Consider the following 20,314-nt stretch of genomic DNA (forward strand, 5'->3'; position numbering starts at 1 on the left):
TTTTATATTCAGTTTGCGAAAATACAATTATCTAGTTAATAATAATACTACTAGCAATTTATTTTGCAAGAATTTTTACTTTTCTAAAAAAATATCACTCTCTAATAGTCATTTTTACTAATTCTATTTTCTTATTTGTCGCCTCTTCTATCACAAAATGATAGTTTTCGATGGTAATTTCTTCCCCAACCTGAGGAATTTCTTTCGTATGATCTACAATAAAACCACCCAATGTTCCATAAGAATCACTTTCGGGAATATCTAGTTTATAAGTCTCGTTAAGATACTCAACATCAAATCGAGTCGAAAAAAGATATTTACCTTCACCCAATTCTTTTTCTATTAATTCCTCGTCCAGGTCGTGCTCATCTTCAATCTCTCCAAACAACTCCTCTACAATATCTTCAACAGTTATTATACCCGAAGTTCCTCCATATTCATCTAAAACCACAGCAACACTTTTTCGTTTTTTTGTAAGCAAATTCAAAACGTCTTTTATATAAACTGTTTCCGGAACAAATTCTACAGGAATCAATACTGACTTTATAGTCTTAGGCTTTTTAAACAAATCGAAAGAATGAACATATCCTAAAATATCATCCAAAGAATTCTGATATACCAAAATCTTAGAATATCCAGTTTCTACAAATAATGCTTTAAGCTCTGCAACTGTATCAAAAAGTTCTACTGCATCAATCTCTGTACGAGGCGTCATGATGTCCCTTGCTTTTACACCCGAAAACTCTAATGCATTCTGAAATATTTGTATCTCTGAGTCCACTTCTTCATCATCTTCTACCGCACTCATTTGTTCGGTAATATAGTTCCCAAGTTCAACTTTACTAAAAAAAAGCTGCACTTGATCCCCTTCAGTTTTAAAAAATCTTCGGAGTATAAAATCTGAAATCCAGATAAAAAATGTAGAGATATAATAAAAAAGCCAGTAGAAAAAATACGCTGGGATTGCAAAAAACTTAATTAAAGAGTTTGCATAAATCTGAAAAAAAACTTTTGGAAAAAACTCTGCCGTAATTAAAACCAAAAAGGTAGAGATCACAGTTTGAACAATTAAGCTAGTAACATCCGAGAAATGATACCCAAATTTAATTATAACCTTTAAAAGCAAATCCCCCATAAAAAAACCATAAACAACCAATGCAATATTGTTACCAATAAGCATTGCAGCTATAAATTTTGATGGTTTTTCGGTAAGTTTGGTAAGGATTTTGGATAAAAAATTATCTTGTTTTTTCTCAATCTCAAGATAAATTTTATTCGAGGATATGAATGCTATTTCCATACCCGAAAAAAAGGCCGATAGTATTAAGCAAACTATTATAATACTAATCTCCATTTTTTATTATTTTTTATTAGGATTCTGATTCTCAAACTTCTTAGAAAATTTTCTTCTGAAGAAAAACATAAAAATTCCCATTCCCGCAATTAAAAAACTTAACCAAGGAGTTTCTCCACCCGCGTTTATTTTCATTACTGCATCATAAATAAACAGAATTGCAATTACTAGATAAGCGTATTGTGTATATTTTAAGTAACCCATAATTATCGTTTTTTATTCTTCGGTTTGTATCTCTCCGTTTATTCGTTGAGAGTTTATTATTTTAAAGTCTTTACTAAAATCGATTCCCTGACCATAAGAAACTCCTTTTACATCTGTAAATTTAAACTTTCTTTCGGTATAAAACCATTCATTTTTTTGATCAAAATACAACTGTTCAGTCTCTAACATCTGACCGTCATCTGTTGTAATCTTCACTTTTCCTTGCAAATCGATGATAGAAGTTTGCTTGTACGAAATAGCATAATTTGCTTTTACGTAAGTACGTTTGCGCTTTTTATCATACAAAGTAACATCTATACCTTTTGGAAAATCGGTAAATGGAAAAGCAACATTGGAATAATCCAACATCTTAGGACTTATTAAAATTCCTGAAATAAGTCCAGAGTCGGTATATTTTATATTAACATTATCAGCATCACTAGCAGGAACAAACTCAGTAAAATTACTTCTTTGTACCTCTTTAAAATTGCTTTCGCATCCTAGAAAAAACATCGCAATAAAAATTACAAGCCCAAGAATGACGCTATATGTTCTAAGTAAATTCATTCGCTAAATAAGGTAAATTAAACTCTAAACCAGAGTTTGTAATCTATAATCCGGATTAATTAAACTTGCTTCTTTCGAACCATTTATCGTTTAATGAGAAACCAAGACTAAAATTAGCATAATTTTCTTGAATTAAACCTGCAGATGTAGTTCCTCTTTTTCCGAACTCCATTCCGAAATTAATATTAGAAAATGTTCCTGAAATAGGGAATCCAGCTCCTAGAGTAAGCCCAATATCATTTATGCGCTCTCCATTGATAATCAAACCTGTTTTCTCGTATTTAAGACCAGCTCTATAAGTAACTCTATTAAAGTAACCTGCAAAAGAACTATAGTTAGGAATATAATAACCTCCTAAACTTGCGCTAGCGTATTTTCCGTATCCTACATTTGATGCAGCATTATAAGTACTTGATTGATCAACTGAATTTTGATAAGAAACCTTTCCTCCAATTAACCATTTTCTTGCCTGTCCAACACCAGCACTTAAAGCAAGTTTAAATGGCATATTTACATCTACCTCAGATTTTTGATCCGTTCCAGGATCAATAACACTAAAGTTAAGTCCAGAACCTAACATTCCTGTAGATATATTTCTTGTATTTTCAGAATTTAATTTACTCTGTAATGTATATGTTGCACTAGTGAAAAGAGATAATTTTTTATTAATTTTATATTGGTACATTGCTCCCAAATTAAAATTAACTCCAGATAAATGAGTCGTATTCAACTCTCTTGTTCCAACTGGAACATCAGTAATAAACTCTAAACTAGTAGTTTCTACCTTACCAAAGTTATAATGCATATCAGCACCAATGCTAAAATTAGGTTTGATTTTATAAGCAAATCCTAAATAAACTTTATTTAATCCTCCTGAACCATCAAACCTTTTATTGTTATCTCCTGTATTTATAGCAAGTGACTCAATTTGATATCCTACAGATGAATATGGAATTAATCCAAAACCTAATCCGAATTTACTTCCTAAAGGCATACCCACAGCTAAATAATCTAAAGCTGTTCTTTGTGCTTTTGCCGATTCAGTATCTGTTTTTAATGTACTTGAATTGTATGTTCCCCCTATCGTAAAAGCTGTAAGTTTAAGATTTGCGTAACTCGCAGGATTCTCTAAATTCATATGAATACTATCTTGCTCAACTGCAACACCCGACATAGAGCGATTTTCGATAGTTCCTTTAAATCTTACATCTCCAATTCCGTAAAAAGAATAAGGAGAAGCTGTTCCTTGCTGAGCAAAAGATACGAATGACAAAAGTAAGCAAGCGCTTATTATAATTTTTTTAATCATTGTTGATTTTATATTGAAATGTTTGATTCAAACTTTCTAATAAGAAATTTGAATTGGCAAATATGGTATTTTTTAATCGTTTAGCCAAAAAAAGTGCATCACCACCCGTTAAAATTATTATAAAGTTTGAGTAGTCTGCTTTGTATTGATCGATAAAACCGTCTATTTCATAGACGAATCCGTTTACAACCCCCGAATGCATTGATTCGGGCGTTGAATTACCTACGTATGATTTAGGCTCTTCAAAAGTTAATAACGGAAGTTTTGCTGTATAATTATGAAGCGCTTCATATCGTAATCGCAACCCTGGAGAAATAGCTCCTCCCAAATAGTTGTCATTTTCGTCGACAAAATCGTATGTAATGCAAGTTCCAGCATCGATAACCAATCTATTTTGATTAGGATATTGCAATGTTGCTCCACTAGCAAGTATAATTCTATCGATTCCTAAAGTTTTTGGCGTTGCGTAATTATTTTTAAATGGAAAATGACCTTCATTTGTCAAAAAACAGACATTTACATCATTTTCAAAATTCAAAAACGACTCTTTTTCGACATTTCCGACAGACGCAACGACCAAATCGGTCACTTTTTCAAATTTTTTTAAAATTTTTTTAATTTTTATTTGGAGCTCATTTTTATCAAAAACAAACAATTCCAAAACAGTATCATTCTCAAAAACAGCACCCTTAATACGAGTATTCCCTACATCGATTGTTAAAACCATAGCTTCTTACTTTACGAATGCGAAGATACGAATTGATTTTTTTTTAAAATTGTTTTGGAGAAACTAAAAAACATTCTATATTTGCACCCGCAACAAGCACGGTACCTTAGCTCAGATGGTAGAGCAATGGACTGAAAATCCATGTGTCCCTGGTTCGATCCCTGGAGGTACCACGAAACCCGAATAGAAATATTCGGGTTTTTTGTTTTTAATACTTCTCCACAAATGCATTATTTATATATCATTTACTCAGATTCTTGTCAAAAATTCTATATTGGAGAAACTAACAATATAGATAATAGAGTTTCAAAACATCAGGAACATTTTTATTCAAATTCTTTTACTAAAATAGCTGATGACTGGGAAATTGTTTTAATATTTAACTGCGTTGATAAAGAAGAAGCTATCTATTTAGAAAAGTTTATAAAAAGAATGAAAAGTAAAGTATTTAACAATAAAATAATCGCTGACCCATCTATTTTAAAAGATATCCTTTTTAAAAGAAAATCATAATTTGCCCCTGGTTCTCCCGAAGCCTCGGGACTGGAGGTACCACGAAACCCGAATAGAAATATTCGGGTTTTTTGTTTTTAACACTTTTCTGATTTTATTTTCAAAAGAATTTTACCGCAAAGGTCGCAAAGTTTAATCAATAGCTTTGCGAGCCTTTGCGTTTTTTTCTTTGTGTACTTTGCGGTTAAATCGAATCGGATTAAAAAGTTGAGGATTAAGCAACAAAATAACCGCAAAGGACAAGTTTGTGGAAATTCGTGTAATCTGTGGCAAAAAACTTCCTCTCCTAGTCTAAACCTCTACTTCTAAGCTTTCTTTTTCTAATATCATTTGCAACTGAGGAGCAAAACCCAATCCCCACTTATCGAGTGCCACAATTAATGGTAAAAGAGATTCACCAGTTTCGGTAAGATAATATTCTACTCGTAGCGGAACTTCTGTATAAACTGTTTTACTTAAAAGTCCATGAAATTCCAGTTCCTTTAATTGGTTTTGTAATACGCGTTTACTAATACCTCTGATTTCTTTTACTAAATCTTTAGGGCGCTTTATCCCTTTAGAAATTTCATCTAGTAAACAAAACTTCCACTTAGAACCTACCACTTCCATTGCAACAGTAAGACCACAATTATAATCTATTGGAATTTTTCGTTGATACATATCTTTAGTTTCATTTGTTAATTTACAAAAGTAAAGATAAAATAGAACGCTTGCCCCAATTTCCTATGGTGATTAATTTATCACTACATGATTAATTCGCCCCTTATTGATTAATCCCTCTATCTATTTGACCTTTGCAGTAGCAAATTTTAAAACTCATAACATGAAAACTTTAGTAATTATTATACATCCCAATTTAAAGAATTCGATTATAAACAAACGATGGATTGAGGAACTAAAAAAACATCCCGAAAAGTATCTCTTACATGATTTACATAGCGAATATCCAGATGAGAAAATTGATATTGAAAGAGAAAAACAGCTCTTAGAAACCCATGATTCAATTATATTTCAATTTCCTTTTTACTGGTTTAATTCACCGCCATTGTTCAAGAAATGGTTGGATGAAGTATTAACACACGGATGGGCATATGGTTCAAAAAGCGGATATAAACTAAGCAATAAAAAAATTGCTTTAAGCATCGCCGCAGGAATTAATGAAGAAGACTATAGTTTAACGGGTAGATACAAATACACATTAGAGCAACTAACTGCTCCGTTTGAAATTACTTTTAATTATATAAAAGCCGATTATAAACCGCTATTCGCTTTTTATGGTGCAGAAAATAATGCTACTCCAGAAAGGATAGAAAAAAGCGCACATGATTATATTTCATTTATAGAGCAATTATAAAATGATAATTTAACCTCTTGTTAGACGCACTGTGGTGCGTCTCTACATTACATTGTAATCGCACAAAAATATATAGGCAAAAACAGATTACAATCTACTCTCTTTTAATTGTAATGCTCTTTGCAAAAAGCTCTGATTAGCAATTTTGCTTTCGGCTTCATTAATAGCCTTCAATAAATTATTCTCATTATCGGTAATTTCATTGAGAACTTCGGAGATAATATCCCAAACAGGTTTCATTTTTAAAATAAGATCTTGCCCTTTTGGCGTAAGCACAACTAAACGTTTACGCTCATCTTCTTTATCTTTTTTGGAACGAATAAGTTTCTGTTTTTCTAATTCTTTTAGCAAACTAATTGTAGATGGATGTGTGTAACCAATCTCATTGGCTATTTCTACAATACTCAATACGCCTTTATTGTAAAGCGTGTAAATTACTGGAAACCATTTAGGTTCAAACTCAATATCAAATGATTTGTAGAGCAAAGCACCGTCTTTGCGCAACTGCTCACTAAGGCGTTGTAACCTTGTAGATAGTGCCAAAATCCCCGATTCGTCTATAATATTCATCATATCTAGTTTAATTTTAAATGACAAAACACATTATCGGCTCCCATTACAGGAAAAGCCTCTGGAAGTGTTTCTTTCTCAATTCTTATAAAATTATTTCTCTCATAAAAACGTAAAGCTGCTTCTAATATCGAAACTGTTCCCAAATATAAATCAAGTATGTCATTTTCTTTGCTAAAAGCAATTAAAGTATCCAAAAGCTGTTGCGCAATGAATAACTCTTTACCTCTGAACTCTTTTTTTACAAACATCTTTCTTATTGCGCCTTCCCTATCATTATATCTTACCAAGGCAATAGTACCAACCAATTCTCCATCTACAAATGCTCCCCAAAAACAACCTCCTTTTTCATGATAAAAACTATTTATTTCAAGAAGATCAGGCTGGTCTTGTAAAGTTATAGGAACATTAAATTCTTTTTGCTGAATGCTTAATATTAAATCAACTACTGCTTCTGAATAGTCATTATTGATAGGAACAATTATTGTTTTCATAGCCAAAATATTTTACAATTCAAAACTACGTAGTTAAATACATAAAAACAAAATTATTCTAAAAAAAATATACTATTTGTAAAAATATAAACAATGATTTACCATCATAAAAAGAGAAACAACAAGAAATCATAATACCAATTATAAACGTCAATCAATATCAGTCATCTTTTATAGAAAATAGTTTACTCAAGCTTTTTTCAATCAAAACGGATAATCTAAAGCCCATTCAAAAACCACATAAAACACTGCAAATAAGATACTTATGCGTAAAACAAATTCTTTAAACAACGACAATTTATTTTTTTAGTATTATATTTAACAAATCTTTAGCAGGTAGAGCAGCCTACAAATTACTAAAAACAGTAATTTTGTAAAGTAATTTCTACAAAAAAATAAATGCATAATCTAAAAAGCGAGATTTTAAAAATTAAGAATAAGACAAGATTTGTCCTATTCTTCTATTTTATATTTTTCCTGTTTTTTGGACAAAATTTGTTAGCAGATAATAACAAAGCAATACCATTATTAAAGAGTAGTCACAAAAAGGAAGTGTCTATTCAAAAAACCTTATCAGGAATAAATAATGATATTGATTCAATAATTTCAAATGAAGATTTAGATATAGAAAACCCATATTTCATTCCTTATGAAATTCTGGTTTACTTACAAACTAACTCATTTGATAATAGATTCTCACTTCTAAAAGAGAGTCCAAATAGTACGCAGTATAATTTACCGTTATTCTTACAATACCACGCAATAAAAATACCATAAACCTTCGGGTTAACTATTTTTAATACACAGAAACATAACTTCCAAAGTGTAGAAAAGGTATTCTTATCAAAAAAACGCATAACTCTATGTGCTAACTTTTTGATGTTTTAAAATTGCCTGAAACTTAATTTCGGAATCTATCTCCCTATGTATCAAGTGCCATTTTTACGAATTACATACAACAAATTACTTTACTGTTTTCCCCACTTTCGATGTACTCAAATTCGAAAGTAATTCACCGTATTCTTTAAACAATTTAAAAACAAAAAATATGCACTTAACTCCAAGAGAGACCGAGAAATTATTGGTCTTTTTAGCGTCCGAGGTCGCTTTAAAAAGAAAAGCTAGAGGATTAAAACTTAATTATCCCGAAACTATTGCAATCATAACAGCTTTTGTTATGGAAGGTGCCAGAGATGGCAATACTGTTGCCGAACTTATGCAAAGTGGTGCCAAAGTACTAACACGAGACGATGTAATGCCGGGTGTCCCAGAGATGATTCATGACATACAAGTAGAAGCAACTTTCCCAGACGGAACTAAACTGGTAACTGTTCACAACCCAATTCGTTAATCTAAAAAAACAAAAAATGATACCAGGAGAAATATTTATAAAAGAAGGCGATATCATCTTAAATGAAGGTCGTGAAACAACTAGTATAAAAGTAATTAATACAGGAGACAGACCAATACAAATAGGTTCACATTTTCACTTTTTTGAGGTAAACAGAGCCATGGAATTTGATAGAGAAAAAGCATTTTGCATGCGTTTAAACATTCCATCTGGCACTGCGGTTCGTTTTGAACCAGGCGAAGAAAAAGAAGTTAGCCTTGTAAAAATAGGTGGAAATCGCAGAATTATGGGACTAAATAATCTTGTAAACGGTGATGCCAATTCATCACATAATAAAGACATGGCATTAAAATTAGCTGAGCAATTAAATTTTAAAAATACATCAAATGAGTCTTAAAATAAGTAGAGATAAATATGCTAATCTAGCAGGACCAACAACTGGAGACAAAATTAGATTAGGAGATACCGATTTAATAATAGAAATCGAAAAAGATTATGCAGTATATGGTGACGAAGTAATTTTTGGTGGAGGAAAAACGGTACGTGATGGTATGGGACAATCCACAACTTCTATCCGTGAGCAAGGTTCGTTAGACCTTTGTATTACAGGAGTTATTATTATTGATCATTGGGGAATTGTAAAAGCCGATGTAGGTGTTCGCGATGGTAAAATCGTAGGTATTGGTAAAGCTGGAAATCCAGATATTATGGATGGTGTAGATTCTAATCTTATCATTAGTGCCTCTACCGAAGTTCATGGTGGTAGCGGTTATATCCTTACTGCTGGCGGAATCGATACACACATTCATTTTATTTGTCCGCAACAAATAGAAACTGCTTTGTATAGTGGTATTACAACAATGATTGGTGGTGGAACTGGACCAAATGACGGAACTAATGCTACAACAATTACTCCTGGAAAATGGAATCTTGAAAAAATGCTTCAGGCTGCAGAAGAATATCCTATGAATTTAGGTTTCTTCGGAAAAGGAAACTGTTCTACATCTAAACCGTTAGTAGAACAAATTGAAGCTGGTGCATTAGGATTAAAAATTCATGAAGATTGGGGAGCAACTCCTGCTGTTATTGATGCTTCTCTTACTGTAGCTGATGAATATGATGTGCAAGTTGCAATACATACAGATACCTTAAACGAAGCTGGTTTTCTAGAAGATACTATGACAGCGATTAATGGTCGTGTTATACATACTTTTCATACTGAAGGTGCTGGAGGCGGACACGCTCCAGATATTATTAAAGCTGCAATGTATAAAAATGTTTTGCCAGCATCAACAAATCCTACAAGACCATTTACAGTAAATACTATAGATGAGCACATGGATATGTTAATGGTTTGTCATCACTTAAGTAAAAACATTCCTGAAGATGTTGCTTTTGCAGATTCTAGAATTCGTCCAGAAACTATTGCTGCCGAAGATATTTTACAAGATATGGGAGTATTTAGCATCATGAGTTCTGACTCGCAAGCTATGGGGCGTGTAGGTGAAGTTGTTACCAGAACTTGGCAAACGGCTAGCAAAATGCGTTCTCAAAGAGGATATTTAGAGCCAGATACCGAAAATGATAATTTCCGTGTAAAAAGATACATCTCTAAATACACTATTAATCCAGCAATTGCTCACGGTATTTCTGATTATGTTGGATCTATCGAAATAGGTAAAATAGCCGATTTTGTACTTTGGAAACCTGCATTATTTGGTGTAAAACCAGAAATAATTTATAAAGGCGGATTTATTGCTGCTGCAAAAATGGGAGATCCAAATGCTTCTATCCCTACTCCACAACCTATTGTTTACAGAACTATGTTTGGTGCTCACGGAAAAGCTAAATATGGTACTTGTGCCACTTTTGTATCTCAAATTTCTATCGAAAAAGGAATTGTTGAAGAATATGGTTTGCAAAAAATGGTTTTACCAGTAAGAAACTGCCGTAACATCTCTAAAGCAAACATGATTCATAATGATGGAACTCCTGATATTGAAGTAAATCCTGAGAATTACAAAGTATTGGTAGATGGTGTACATATTACATGTGAACCTGCTACTAAATTGCCTTTGGCTCAATTGTATTTTATGTTTTAAGAGCTTAGCTAAAACTAAATTAAAAAAGTTATCACATGCTTATTAAAGAAATATTAGGTAATACTGCCCAGCAACCTTTAGGTAAACTAAAGGTTGACTTACTGGAAATAGAATGGTATGAATTTACCAAGCGCATCCAGCGAAAAACTAGCAATGGTGGTACCGAATTGTCTATAAAGTTCTTAAAAGAAGGACAACGATTACGTGATGGCGACATCCTTTATCAAGATAATGATACAGCTATTGTTGTGTACATAAAACCTTGCGAAGCTCTTGTAATAAAGCCTACTACGATGTTGCAAATGGGAACTGTTTGTTATGAAATTGGCAATAAACATATGCCACTTTTTATACAAGACGATAAAGTATTAATGCCTTTTGAAATGCCCATGTTTAGATGGTTAGAAGCCGCAGGTTACCAGCCTACAAAGGAAGAACATCAATTACTGAATTTATTAAAATCAAACGTAGAACCTCACGGTCATGCGGGAAGTACTTCTTTATTCAGCAAAATTATTAATATCGCCTCAAAAAATGACCAATAAATTTTTAGGCAGTTTACTGCATATAGCCGATCCCACATTGCCCATAGGAGGATTTTCCCATTCTAATGGATTGGAAACTTATGTACAAAACAATATCGTAAAAGATACCCCTTCGGCAGAAATTTTCATTGAAAACATGCTTAAATACAACATCAAATTCAATGATGCTACTTTTATGCGAATGGCTTATGAAAAAACGCTTAACAATGATTTGCAAGCCCTGATTCTTTTGGATCAGGAATGTACTGCATTAAAATCTCCCAGAGAAATGCGAGACGCCAGCCAAAAATTAGGGCTGCGATTCATTAAAATTTTCAGACGACATAAAGAATTTGATCTGGCTTTGCAATACGAGCAAAGCATTTATAAAAGTGAAACAACGGGACATTATGCTATTGCTTTTGGGATGTATGCTTGCTTAATGGAAATCCCTCTGGAAGAATCTTTGTTTGCCTTTTTTTACAACAGTTGCATCGGAATGATTACCAATAGTGTAAAATTAGTTCCTCTGAGTCAGCTAGACGGACAAGATATGATGTTTCGCTTTCAGCCTAAAATAGCGCAATTGGTAGCAGAAACCCTTTGTTTAGATAAAAACTTAATCGGAATGTGCAGCATTGCTTTTGATATAAGAGCCATGCAACATGAGAGATTATATTCAAGACTATATATGTCTTAAAACAATAATATTTAGAATAAAAATGGAAGATAGAAAATATGTAAAAATAGGTGTCGCTGGTCCTGTAGGATCTGGAAAGACAGCACTTTTGGAAAGACTTTCCAGAAAAATAATGGACGATTATAATATCGGGGTAATTACCAATGATATCTATACTAAAGAAGATGCCGAATTTATGGCTAAAAACAGTCTTTTGCCAAAAGAAAAAATCATCGGAGTAGAAACTGGTGGATGCCCACACACGGCCATTCGCGAAGACGCAAGTATGAACTTAGAGGCTGTAGATGAACTGGCAAAACGATTTCCTAACATCGAAATTATTTTAATCGAAAGCGGTGGTGATAACCTTTCGGCAACCTTTAGTCCAGATTTAGCCGATGTAACCATTTTTGTTATTGATGTATCTGGAGGTGAAAAAATTCCAAGAAAAGGTGGTCCTGGAATTACACGTTCTGATCTATTACTAATTAATAAAATTGACCTTGCTCCTATGGTTGGTGCAAGCTTAGAAGTAATGGAAAATGATGCTCGCAGAATGCGTCAGGGAAATCCATTTGTTTTTAGTAATCTTAAAACAGATGAAGGTCTTGACAGTATTATAGGATGGATTAAAAAATATGCCCTTTTAGAAGATGTCGAAGAACCAAAGTTATACCGCTAATGGATTCTAAATTAAGCATCGTAACAGGCTGTAGAGACGGAAACTCTTACATGAAAGATGTGTATGTAACACCTCCTTTTCGCGTTGTTCCTGTGGGACAATTAAAAAAGGATGGTGGCGCATACTTAATGATAACCAGTTCGTCACCAGGAATTTTAAATGGTGATAATTATTATATTAATGTTCTAGTAGAAGAAAATGCTCGTTTGCAGCTATTATCACAATCCTACCAGCGTTTATTTAATATGGATGGTCATGCAACACAAAATCTTGTTGCAAAAATGGAAGCAAACACTTCTTTCTTTTATGTACCACATCCGATTGTACCGCATGAAAATTCAACATTTATAAGTACAAATACAATTTATATCGAAGATGATTGTGATCTTATGATGGGTGAAATAATTACTTGTGGAAGAAAACACCATGGAGAAATTTTTAAATATTCTCATTTTCAGAATAAAACTGAAGTCTTCCATAAGCAAAAATTAATTTTTAAAGACAATATTTTATTACGCCCCCAAATAATCCCATTAGATTCTATAGGTTGCTTAGAAACATTTACTCATCAAGGCACTTTAGTTTATCTGAATACTAAAAACATTAAAACTGATGATTTTATAGAAGAGATTTACGAAATGATGTCAACTGAAAAGGAGTTGGAATTCGGAATTTCATCTTTACAAAATGATGGTTTTGTTCTAAGATTATTAGGCCACGGAGGAGAACAAATGTTTAATTGCTTCCAGAAAATACAGGAAAAAGTATGGGCTTTTAAAACCGAAAATATTTTATCATGACAGAGACATTATGGGCATTATCGCTCACCGCCATATCCATTAGTTCCATACATACCATGTCGGGACCAGATCATTATTTACCTTTTATTGTATTATCACGTTCAAGAAAATGGTCCGCTTTTAAAACCTATATGCTCACAATAGTTTGTGGTTTTGGTCATGTTTTAAGTTCTGTAGTTCTTGGTCTTATTGCTGTGTTTTTAGGCTGGCAAATGAATAAAATAAGCTGGTTTCAGGATATACGCGGAAACATTTCTGGCTGGGCTTTATTGATTTTTGGACTCATTTATTTAATCTATGGAGTTTGGCAAGCTTATAAAAACAAACCTCATAAACATTTTGATGTTCTAGGTGAAGATGTTTATGTTTTTGAACACAAACATGGCGAAATTGTAATGCCTGATAAAAGAGTAAAAGTAACGCCTTTGGTACTATTTGCAATTTTTGTTATGGGTCCAAGCGAACCCTTGATTCCTCTACTCTTTTTCTCAGGAACACATCGTTCTGTAACCGAAATCGTGGTACTTATTAGTGTCTTTACAATTTCTACCGTTCTAACCATGTTACTTATGGTAATCTTAGGTCGTTATGGATACAGCCTTATCAAGACTGAAAAACTAGAACGCTACTCTAACGCAATAGGTGGTTTTGTAATTACAACTTGTGCATTCGGGATGGTATTCTTAGGATGGTAAACTGTTATAATTTCCTTATAAATAATTACAATTATAACAAACAAAAAATCTACAAATTAGATTAAAAAAGAAAAAGATGAACAAAATAATAGAACAAAAATTTCCCCTTGTAAGTGAAGTTTTAAAAGGTGTTGGACAAATAATGCTGCAAGAAAATATCTATACTGGATTATTTTTTACCATTGGACTTTTTGCAGGATCTGCATCAATGGGTATTGCAGTACTTCTTGCATCTTTAACGGGTACACTTACCGCTAAGGTTTTAAAATATGACAAAGAAGAAATTAAAATGGGATTATACGGATTCAGTCCGTCATTAGTAGGTGTTGCATTGGTTTTTTTATTCAAAAATGAAGTCATTATTTGGCTACTCGTTATTCTGGGATCTATTGCTGCTGCAATGCTTCAGCATTTCTTTATCAAAAGAAAAATTCCTGTTTTTACTTTCCCATTCATTTTTGCAACCTGGATTATAGTATCGTTACTTCACCACTTTTCAAATATTCCTCCATCACCAGAATACCTAACCGTTCCTGATTTAACAGATATTGACGCTTTTTCTTCTGAGGTTAATGGCTTTGGAGAAGTAATTTTTCAGGCAAGTATTTGGGCAGGGCTTCTTTTCTTTATCGGAGTTTATATTAATTCGCCTATTGCTGCTTTATATGGTTTAATGGCTTCTGCAATAAGTTCGGCGCTTTCTTTCCATGGACACGAGCCTATTAATGAAATTCATATGGGATTATTTAGTTTTAACGCTGTACTGTGTGCCATTGTTTTTGCTGGAAATAAAAAAATAGATGGTGCTCTGGTTTTAATTTCAGTAGTAATCTGTGTCATAATCAATATCGGATTAGTAAATGCTAAAATTGAAATTCTTCAAAATGCTGGTGGTGCATTTACGCTACCATTTGTTTTGGCAACTTGCTTGGTTTTACCTCTTAAAAATTATATTTCAAGGAATGATTTTTTCGCCAAACTGGAGGATTAATTCTTGAGTTATATCATTAAACTAAAAAGTTAACCATATAAGAATATAACTTTCATGTAAACGAAACTTAAGTTTTCTTAAATGACTTATATGGTTAAAAAATCACCGAAAAACGCTTAAAAATATTGTAGTGTTTTTCCTGTAAAATATTCAAGAAAAGATTACAAATCATTTAACTTTTATTACAAAATTTTAAGTTAGTTTTTTTTGTAATTTCGCGCCCTCATATTTTGAATCTTTCCATGAAAAACAAACTAATAAATATCCCTCCATTACCAGCAATTATCTTAGCAATTTTAAGTGTACAATGCGGAGCGGCCATTGCAAAAAGTCTATTCCCTGTTCTTGGTGCAGCTGGAACTGCATCGTTACGAATAGGAATTTCTGCAATAATATTATTATTAGTTTACAGACCAAACCTACGCATGATTACTCCTCCGCAGTGGAAACTTGTAATTCCTTATGGTTTGTCTTTGGGAGCAATGAACTTAATTTTCTATCTGGCTATAGAACGAATTCCGGTAGGTCTTGGTGTTACATTAGAGTTTGTAGGGCCTTTATTAGTAGCCGTTTTTGGTTCTAAGCGTTTAGTCGATTACTTATGGGTATTACTTGCTGCAATAGGAATTGCTCTTATTGCGCCGTGGTCTAGCAATGGTATCGATCTTGTTGGTGTTTTATTTGCATTATTAGCAGGTGTTTTCTGGGCAACATATATCATATTAGGAGGAAAAGTTTCCAGAGTTATGAAAGATGGTGATGCAGTATCTACAGGAATGTTATTCGCCTCTATACTTATCGTCCCTTTTGGAATTATGGAAAACGGATTAAGTAACCTTACACCTGGTTTATTAGGAATGGGTATTGCACTTGCACTTTTATCTAGCGCAATTCCGTTTACCTTAGAAATGAAAGCACTAGGACAACTACCTCCACGTACCTTTAGTATTTTAATGAGTTTAGAACCAGCTGCAGCCTCAATTTGTGCCTTTTTCTTTTTGCAAGAACACCTTACTATTAGCCAAATACTAGCTGTTGCCTTGGTAGTTATAGCTTCTGCTGGCGCAACAATGACTGCGAAGAAATAGAGATTTTAGTCCCGAGGCTTCGGGATAGATTTTAGATTACTTTGTGCCCTCTGTCCCTTTGCATCTTAGTGCCTTAGTGCCTTTTCAAAAAAAACCTTAGCACCTTACAAATAAACAAAGGTCCAAAAGTTACTCAGTTTATACATAAACCAAACAACCTTTGAACCTTTGTTTCTTAGTACCTTTCTTAAAAATCTTTGAACCTTTGTCTCTTAGAACCTTAGTACCTTCTTAAAAACCTCAGTACCTTCCTAAAAAACCTTTGAACCTTTGCTTCTTAGTTCCTCTATACCTTTCTTAGTACCTCAGCACCTTTCTTAAAATCTCAGAACCTCAAAAAATTCCGATATAATATTGATCTGCACCTGCTGTTATTCTTGCACCCAAAGTACCATTAGCAGCTGTAGAATTTACATCAAACATATATATGTTACCCGGAGTTCCTACTGGAGTTAATGCAATATAAAATTTACCATTTTTAACAACTGAAAATTGGTATTGAGTTAACCATAATCCAGCAGGTACATTTAAGTCTACAATCGTATTGTTTTTAAGGTCAATTCTTGCCAATCCCCAAGGAGCAGAATAGCTTGGATCACCATTTTTATCAACACCAATCTGAATTTTTGTGTCACCTTTCTTTTCGTAAGGCATATATCCAATTCCGTTACCAGCATAGAACCAACCATTACTAGAAGCATCTCTACCTAACAATCCGCTTACGCTATATTTATAGGTTTCATCATATTTGCCATTTATAATTTTCACGATATTTAAATCCTTACCGTTACTTACCATTTGCATGATTTCACCAGCTTCATTAAAGTGTTGTGTTGGTGTACGGTAACCATTTGTAGCTCCTTTAACTTGCGAAGTACTAATTACAGTAGCATTAGCTAAACTTGGATAGTCTAACACAAGAGTAAATGTTTTATCAGTTGCATCATTAGCACCAGTTGATGCATTAAATTTACTTACAGATGTACCATAATACAATTTATTACCAGAAATAACCGGGCAATCAATACGATCAATATAATACCCCTCACTTGCCAAAGTTCCTGGAAGAACTACATCAATATCTTTCTTAAAGTTACTACCAAAATTCATGGCTTCTAAATCAAGAAGACCAATACTTGCAGTTATCTTATGTTTTAAAAACTCTGTATTATTAGCTCCTCCAAATACTTTAACAGAAGCAATACTATGAACAGATCCAACTTTATCAGTCATTTTTGTAAAACGTACTGCCTTAACCCCTAATGGAATAGAAGCATCAAAAGTTACTATTTTATTATAATTATCTCCACCATGGTACGTTAACTTATCAATAGTACCAATTGTATAATTAAGACTGTAAACAAGCGAACCATCTGTAGATGTAAATACTCTTGCTGTACGAGATGAAGTCATTGAATATCCTTTTTTAGAATATGAAATTTCACCTTGAGAAAGATCTGTAACCCCCTGAAGATAAGTACCAGAAATACTACCAGAACCACTAGCAAAAGCCAATTGAAAATCAGTTTTTACCTCTGGCGATGTAGGAGTGTCTCCATTATTATCATTACTACTACATGAGCCTAGTAGTGCTATTGCACAAGCACCTGATAGTAATGTACTTTTTAAATTTCTAAATTTAATTTTCATTGCGATTATTTATTTTGAAGTTAATGAATACGTTAATTTGGCAAAAAATGCCCTGCCTGGTTTTTGCAAACCAAAATTGTCAAATATCTGTTGATCAAATATGTTTTTCGCATCTACACTAATCGTAAATCTATTAGAAGGAAAAGTATAAGCGATTCCTAAACTATTAGAAAATTGTGTTGGAATATAGTCTAAGTTCTTACCTCCAACATTTGCCCAATTCCTAAGAAATTCATCTACATAACTGATGTTATAATAAATAGAAGCCTTAGCGTTTTTTGCAAATAAATCATCCTGATAATAAACTGCATTAATATTAAATTTAAACGAAGGCTCGTTTCTTATTTGCATACGATAAAATAAATATGGAGCACCATTGGCATCAAATTGAGTATTAAATAAAGACTCAAACTTGGACACATTAAATGAGAGATTAAACTTCTTGGCATAATCATAAATAATCTCAGCATCTATACCACGAGACATAACATTCTCAAGGTTTTCAAATTGCGAGTAAGTAAAACTTCCTGCCCTTATAGATTCCCTAATCATTCCTTTAGTGTCTCTATAAAAAAGAGAGGTATTTAGTCTAATAGAATGATCGCCAAATTTTAATCCAGACCAATTTACTCCAATGTTTACATTGTAACTCGTTTCAGGCTTAAGCTCTCCTGCCGGAGCAAGTAAATTATCATTAACATTACCAAACAATTCGTTAGGACTAGGTAATCGCATCGCTTTCTCTGCAGATCCTAACAAATACAAATTAGGATTTAATTCATAAGATAAAGTAATACCATATCCGCTAAAATCAGATTTTTTGGTAAATACTCTCATTTCGTAATTAGGCACTCCTGTAACAATATCTTTCCTATAAGGTTCATTTGAAGTTGCCTTTTGAAAATAATGCTTGTAAAAAATATTAGTTCTCAATTTCTGCGAAAAGGCCAAATTCTCATACGTAAACGAAACGATATTTTTTTCTAAATCCCTGGTATTCTCTAGTAATTGCAGACCCAAAGGTTGTAATTCATCCGATATACCACGTATAAAATTATTATACATATAATTGGCATATATCGTATTATTGCTATTTATTGTATATCCTAAGTTCGTACGAACAAACAAAGTCTTATCAGTATTAATACCTAGAGTTTTAGCACTTGCTACCTCTGCCCCACTACTATATTTTACATAAGTTCCGTCAGGATACATTATTGGTTTTCCTGTCCAATCATACATAACACCTACAGTATCTATAGCCTGCCTTTTTAAATAAGAATAACTTGCATCAACTTTTAGCGAAAATCCTTTTGTAAATAAATCACTCTTACTATAAGTTAATGTTGCAATGCTAGAATTACGTCTGGTATGGCGGTCACCATATACATTATCCATTGTAATACCATGCTGAACCTCTTTATAATCCTTAGATAAAATACCACCAATCATAAACCTATCTGCCCATTTAACATCTGTAAAACCAGCTTCAAACTTTACTCCAGATGATTTATAAGCATCATGAAAACGTTTTGCACGTTGATCAGTCTTCGTTTGTCCTGTGTAATCCTTAAAAGCGATACTTTTTCCCCAAACTTCATAATTATTATCGCTATAATTGTAAAATGCAGAAGCATCAACTGTTAACCCATTTTCTTTTCGGTAATTACCCGCTATATTCCATTGATGAGTATTAAAAGAACCCAATGAATAAGATGTAACAAGCGTGTTTCTAGTTTTCTTTTTAAGAATAATATTAATCGCTCCACCCAATGCATCTTCAGAAAGATTGGCAGGAACAACTCCTTTATAAACCTCGATACGGTCAATTAATGCTGGAGGAATGCTATTTAATGAATATGAAGAACCAAAGTTAGAAGCAGGAACACCATCAATAAAAACCTTTACAGCATTACCCGATAAACCATTAATATTATAATCAATCTTAGAACCCAATCCACCATCTTGCCTAATACGAACCCCTGCCGAACGATCCAGCAACTCATTAGTTTGTATAGACTGCAAAGCCATCTTTTGAGTATCAATAACATTTACAGCAAAACCCTTAGTTTCAACCTCTTTTTTCTCAGTCTTTACATTAATAACAACCTCTTTTAAGCCTAAACTTTCTGAAGGTTCAACAACCAGAATAATCCTTTCGTTGCTGCCTTTAAATTCTACATTAATGCTTTTTCTGGTAATCTCGATAGAACTTACCTCAATCTCATACTGCCCAAAAGCAAGACCTCTAAATTCAAACTTACCTTCATCATCTGTAATTACCTGATTCTTTGTGTTTTTAACAGCAACAGCTGCATAACTAATTGGTGTACCATTTTCTAGTTTTAAAACTCCCGAAAGAGTTCCGTTTTGAGCAAATGCCCCTGAAGGCAGAAAAAACATACCAACAAATAACAAACTATATTTTAGAGATTGTAATAAAGAGTTTTTCTCTTTTAAAGGCTGAATATTTGTATTGGTTACAAAAAAAAGTTTTTCTTTTAACCCAAATACATCATCGCATCCATTTGTAATACAATCAGTTATTATATTCTTGATTGCTATAAAACAATCGATGTAGTTTTTGAAACGCATTAAAAAGTAAAATTGGCATTGTTAATTTGCCTGCAAAATTACCTCTAGTCTCTCGGGTCAAGGGT

At 33.0% G+C, this 20,314-nt stretch carries 23 protein-coding genes and 1 tRNA gene; 14 read left to right on the top strand and 10 right to left on the bottom strand.

Features of this window, described 5'->3' with window-relative positions; translation table 11 throughout:
- Positions 1 to 94 precede the first annotated feature (94 nt).
- The 5 genes from B8T70_RS05515 to B8T70_RS05535 are packed head-to-tail and all read right to left on the bottom strand — an operon-like array spanning position 95 to position 4,161.
- Positions 95 to 1,354, bottom strand: coding sequence for a hemolysin family protein (locus tag B8T70_RS05515; protein WP_039116871.1), 1,260 nt, complete (start codon positions 1,352 to 1,354; stop codon positions 95 to 97).
- A gap of 6 nt (positions 1,355 to 1,360) precedes the next feature.
- Complete coding sequence (locus B8T70_RS05520) at positions 1,361 to 1,558, bottom strand: hypothetical protein (RefSeq protein ID WP_086894192.1); 198 nt, start codon at positions 1,556 to 1,558, stop codon at positions 1,361 to 1,363.
- 12 nt (positions 1,559 to 1,570) lie between these two features.
- On the bottom strand, positions 1,571 to 2,125 hold the full coding sequence (gene lptC / locus B8T70_RS05525) for an LPS export ABC transporter periplasmic protein LptC (RefSeq protein ID WP_086894193.1): 555 nt from the start codon (positions 2,123 to 2,125) through the stop codon (positions 1,571 to 1,573).
- A gap of 55 nt (positions 2,126 to 2,180) precedes the next feature.
- Positions 2,181 to 3,434, bottom strand: a complete 1,254-nt coding sequence (locus tag B8T70_RS05530) for a membrane protein (protein ID WP_039112519.1) — start codon at positions 3,432 to 3,434, stop codon at positions 2,181 to 2,183.
- Positions 3,427 to 4,161 (bottom strand): type III pantothenate kinase, encoded by a 735-nt coding sequence (locus B8T70_RS05535; RefSeq protein WP_039112520.1) that lies wholly within the window; start codon positions 4,159 to 4,161, stop codon positions 3,427 to 3,429. The genes B8T70_RS05530 and B8T70_RS05535 overlap by 8 nt, the downstream gene beginning before the upstream one ends.
- A gap of 100 nt (positions 4,162 to 4,261) precedes the next feature.
- On the opposite strand from B8T70_RS05535, the gene B8T70_RS05540 reads away from it, so the two are divergent.
- Both B8T70_RS05540 and B8T70_RS05545 read left to right on the top strand, forming a co-directional pair.
- A tRNA-Phe gene (locus B8T70_RS05540) sits at positions 4,262 to 4,334 on the top strand.
- Between the two features lie 52 nt (positions 4,335 to 4,386).
- The gene (locus B8T70_RS05545; RefSeq protein WP_086894214.1) at positions 4,387 to 4,674 is read left to right on the top strand and encodes a GIY-YIG nuclease family protein; all 288 of its coding nucleotides are present in this window, start codon (positions 4,387 to 4,389) and stop codon (positions 4,672 to 4,674) included.
- Positions 4,675 to 4,965: 291 nt separating this feature from the next.
- Here B8T70_RS05545 and B8T70_RS05550 read toward each other — a convergent pair whose 3' ends face one another.
- Positions 4,966 to 5,334, bottom strand: a complete 369-nt coding sequence (locus tag B8T70_RS05550; RefSeq protein WP_086894194.1) for a helix-turn-helix domain-containing protein — start codon at positions 5,332 to 5,334, stop codon at positions 4,966 to 4,968.
- A 163-nt stretch (positions 5,335 to 5,497) separates the two neighbouring features.
- Here B8T70_RS05550 and B8T70_RS05555 point away from each other — a divergent pair, with 163 nt between their 5' ends.
- Positions 5,498 to 6,028, top strand: coding sequence for an NAD(P)H-dependent oxidoreductase (locus B8T70_RS05555; protein WP_086894195.1), 531 nt, complete (start codon positions 5,498 to 5,500; stop codon positions 6,026 to 6,028).
- A gap of 87 nt (positions 6,029 to 6,115) precedes the next feature.
- Here B8T70_RS05555 and B8T70_RS05560 read toward each other — a convergent pair whose 3' ends face one another.
- Both B8T70_RS05560 and B8T70_RS05565 read right to left on the bottom strand, forming a co-directional pair.
- A complete protein-coding gene (locus B8T70_RS05560) occupies positions 6,116 to 6,598 on the bottom strand; it encodes a MarR family winged helix-turn-helix transcriptional regulator (RefSeq protein ID WP_086894215.1) in 483 nt (160 codons plus the stop codon).
- Between the two features lie 5 nt (positions 6,599 to 6,603).
- Entirely contained in the window at positions 6,604 to 7,092 is a 489-nt protein-coding gene (locus B8T70_RS05565; RefSeq protein ID WP_086894196.1) for a GNAT family N-acetyltransferase, read from the bottom strand.
- A 399-nt stretch (positions 7,093 to 7,491) separates the two neighbouring features.
- On the opposite strand from B8T70_RS05565, the gene B8T70_RS05570 reads away from it, so the two are divergent.
- From B8T70_RS05570 to B8T70_RS05620, 11 genes are all read left to right on the top strand, one after another.
- Positions 7,492 to 7,869 (top strand): hypothetical protein, encoded by a 378-nt coding sequence (locus B8T70_RS05570; RefSeq protein WP_086894197.1) that lies wholly within the window; start codon positions 7,492 to 7,494, stop codon positions 7,867 to 7,869.
- A 271-nt stretch (positions 7,870 to 8,140) separates the two neighbouring features.
- Entirely contained in the window at positions 8,141 to 8,443 is a 303-nt protein-coding gene (gene ureA / locus B8T70_RS05575; protein ID WP_039114087.1) for an urease subunit gamma, read from the top strand.
- Between the two features lie 16 nt (positions 8,444 to 8,459).
- Positions 8,460 to 8,840, top strand: a complete 381-nt coding sequence (gene ureB, locus B8T70_RS05580; RefSeq protein WP_039114086.1) for an urease subunit beta — start codon at positions 8,460 to 8,462, stop codon at positions 8,838 to 8,840.
- Positions 8,830 to 10,545 carry an urease subunit alpha gene (gene ureC / locus B8T70_RS05585; RefSeq protein ID WP_039114084.1) on the top strand — a complete coding sequence of 572 codons (1,716 nt, stop codon included), beginning with the start codon at positions 8,830 to 8,832 and terminating at the stop codon, positions 10,543 to 10,545. Before ureB ends, ureC begins: the two co-directional genes overlap by 11 nt.
- Before the next feature lie 35 nt (positions 10,546 to 10,580).
- Entirely contained in the window at positions 10,581 to 11,090 is a 510-nt protein-coding gene (gene ureE, locus B8T70_RS05590) for an urease accessory protein UreE (protein WP_086894198.1), read from the top strand.
- The gene (locus tag B8T70_RS05595) at positions 11,080 to 11,769 is read left to right on the top strand and encodes an urease accessory protein UreF (protein WP_086894199.1); all 690 of its coding nucleotides are present in this window, start codon (positions 11,080 to 11,082) and stop codon (positions 11,767 to 11,769) included. The genes ureE and B8T70_RS05595 overlap by 11 nt, the downstream gene beginning before the upstream one ends.
- A gap of 22 nt (positions 11,770 to 11,791) precedes the next feature.
- On the top strand, positions 11,792 to 12,430 hold the full coding sequence (ureG, locus tag B8T70_RS05600; protein WP_086894216.1) for an urease accessory protein UreG: 639 nt from the start codon (positions 11,792 to 11,794) through the stop codon (positions 12,428 to 12,430).
- Positions 12,430 to 13,230, top strand: a complete 801-nt coding sequence (locus tag B8T70_RS05605; RefSeq protein WP_086894200.1) for an urease accessory protein UreD — start codon at positions 12,430 to 12,432, stop codon at positions 13,228 to 13,230. The genes ureG and B8T70_RS05605 overlap by 1 nt, the downstream gene beginning before the upstream one ends.
- Positions 13,227 to 13,925: a sulfite exporter TauE/SafE family protein gene (locus B8T70_RS05610; RefSeq protein ID WP_039120287.1), complete on the top strand. Its 699-nt coding sequence runs from the start codon at positions 13,227 to 13,229 to the stop codon at positions 13,923 to 13,925. Before B8T70_RS05605 ends, B8T70_RS05610 begins: the two co-directional genes overlap by 4 nt.
- 76 nt (positions 13,926 to 14,001) lie before the next feature.
- Entirely contained in the window at positions 14,002 to 14,916 is a 915-nt protein-coding gene (locus B8T70_RS05615; RefSeq protein WP_086894201.1) for an urea transporter, read from the top strand.
- Between the two features lie 242 nt (positions 14,917 to 15,158).
- A complete protein-coding gene (locus tag B8T70_RS05620) occupies positions 15,159 to 16,004 on the top strand; it encodes a DMT family transporter (protein ID WP_039114076.1) in 846 nt (281 codons plus the stop codon).
- A 333-nt stretch (positions 16,005 to 16,337) separates the two neighbouring features.
- On the opposite strand, the gene B8T70_RS05625 is transcribed toward B8T70_RS05620, so the two are convergent.
- Together B8T70_RS05625 and B8T70_RS05630 are read right to left on the bottom strand one after the other, a co-directional pair.
- A complete protein-coding gene (locus tag B8T70_RS05625; RefSeq protein ID WP_086894202.1) occupies positions 16,338 to 17,654 on the bottom strand; it encodes a hypothetical protein in 1,317 nt (438 codons plus the stop codon).
- Between the two features lie 9 nt (positions 17,655 to 17,663).
- The gene (locus tag B8T70_RS05630; protein ID WP_052259460.1) at positions 17,664 to 20,249 is read right to left on the bottom strand and encodes a TonB-dependent receptor; all 2,586 of its coding nucleotides are present in this window, start codon (positions 20,247 to 20,249) and stop codon (positions 17,664 to 17,666) included.
- Positions 20,250 to 20,314 lie beyond the last annotated feature (65 nt).

The organism is Flavobacterium sp. AJR, from assembly GCF_002156885.1.
Classification (GTDB): domain Bacteria; phylum Bacteroidota; class Bacteroidia; order Flavobacteriales; family Flavobacteriaceae; genus Flavobacterium.

Excerpts from the sequence above, each read along its gene's own strand:
- B8T70_RS05515 (WP_039116871.1), bottom strand. The coding sequence starts at position 1,354 with ATGGAGATTAGTATTATAATAGTTTGCTTAATACTATCGGCCTTTTTT.
- B8T70_RS05520 (WP_086894192.1), bottom strand. The coding sequence starts at position 1,558 with ATGGGTTACTTAAAATATACACAATACGCTTATCTAGTAATTGCAATT.
- lptC (WP_086894193.1), bottom strand. The coding sequence starts at position 2,125 with ATGAATTTACTTAGAACATATAGCGTCATTCTTGGGCTTGTAATTTTT.
- B8T70_RS05530 (WP_039112519.1), bottom strand. The coding sequence starts at position 3,434 with ATGATTAAAAAAATTATAATAAGCGCTTGCTTACTTTTGTCATTCGTA.
- B8T70_RS05535 (WP_039112520.1), bottom strand. The coding sequence starts at position 4,161 with ATGGTTTTAACAATCGATGTAGGGAATACTCGTATTAAGGGTGCTGTT.
- B8T70_RS05545 (WP_086894214.1), top strand. The coding sequence starts at position 4,387 with ATGCATTATTTATATATCATTTACTCAGATTCTTGTCAAAAATTCTAT.
- B8T70_RS05550 (WP_086894194.1), bottom strand. The coding sequence starts at position 5,334 with ATGTATCAACGAAAAATTCCAATAGATTATAATTGTGGTCTTACTGTT.
- B8T70_RS05555 (WP_086894195.1), top strand. The coding sequence starts at position 5,498 with ATGAAAACTTTAGTAATTATTATACATCCCAATTTAAAGAATTCGATT.
- B8T70_RS05560 (WP_086894215.1), bottom strand. The coding sequence starts at position 6,598 with ATGAATATTATAGACGAATCGGGGATTTTGGCACTATCTACAAGGTTA.
- B8T70_RS05565 (WP_086894196.1), bottom strand. The coding sequence starts at position 7,092 with ATGAAAACAATAATTGTTCCTATCAATAATGACTATTCAGAAGCAGTA.
- B8T70_RS05570 (WP_086894197.1), top strand. The coding sequence starts at position 7,492 with ATGCATAATCTAAAAAGCGAGATTTTAAAAATTAAGAATAAGACAAGA.
- ureA (WP_039114087.1), top strand. The coding sequence starts at position 8,141 with ATGCACTTAACTCCAAGAGAGACCGAGAAATTATTGGTCTTTTTAGCG.
- ureB (WP_039114086.1), top strand. The coding sequence starts at position 8,460 with ATGATACCAGGAGAAATATTTATAAAAGAAGGCGATATCATCTTAAAT.
- ureC (WP_039114084.1), top strand. The coding sequence starts at position 8,830 with ATGAGTCTTAAAATAAGTAGAGATAAATATGCTAATCTAGCAGGACCA.
- ureE (WP_086894198.1), top strand. The coding sequence starts at position 10,581 with ATGCTTATTAAAGAAATATTAGGTAATACTGCCCAGCAACCTTTAGGT.
- B8T70_RS05595 (WP_086894199.1), top strand. The coding sequence starts at position 11,080 with ATGACCAATAAATTTTTAGGCAGTTTACTGCATATAGCCGATCCCACA.
- ureG (WP_086894216.1), top strand. The coding sequence starts at position 11,792 with ATGGAAGATAGAAAATATGTAAAAATAGGTGTCGCTGGTCCTGTAGGA.
- B8T70_RS05605 (WP_086894200.1), top strand. The coding sequence starts at position 12,430 with ATGGATTCTAAATTAAGCATCGTAACAGGCTGTAGAGACGGAAACTCT.
- B8T70_RS05610 (WP_039120287.1), top strand. The coding sequence starts at position 13,227 with ATGACAGAGACATTATGGGCATTATCGCTCACCGCCATATCCATTAGT.
- B8T70_RS05615 (WP_086894201.1), top strand. The coding sequence starts at position 14,002 with ATGAACAAAATAATAGAACAAAAATTTCCCCTTGTAAGTGAAGTTTTA.
- B8T70_RS05620 (WP_039114076.1), top strand. The coding sequence starts at position 15,159 with ATGAAAAACAAACTAATAAATATCCCTCCATTACCAGCAATTATCTTA.
- B8T70_RS05625 (WP_086894202.1), bottom strand. The coding sequence starts at position 17,654 with ATGAAAATTAAATTTAGAAATTTAAAAAGTACATTACTATCAGGTGCT.
- B8T70_RS05630 (WP_052259460.1), bottom strand. The coding sequence starts at position 20,249 with ATGCGTTTCAAAAACTACATCGATTGTTTTATAGCAATCAAGAATATA.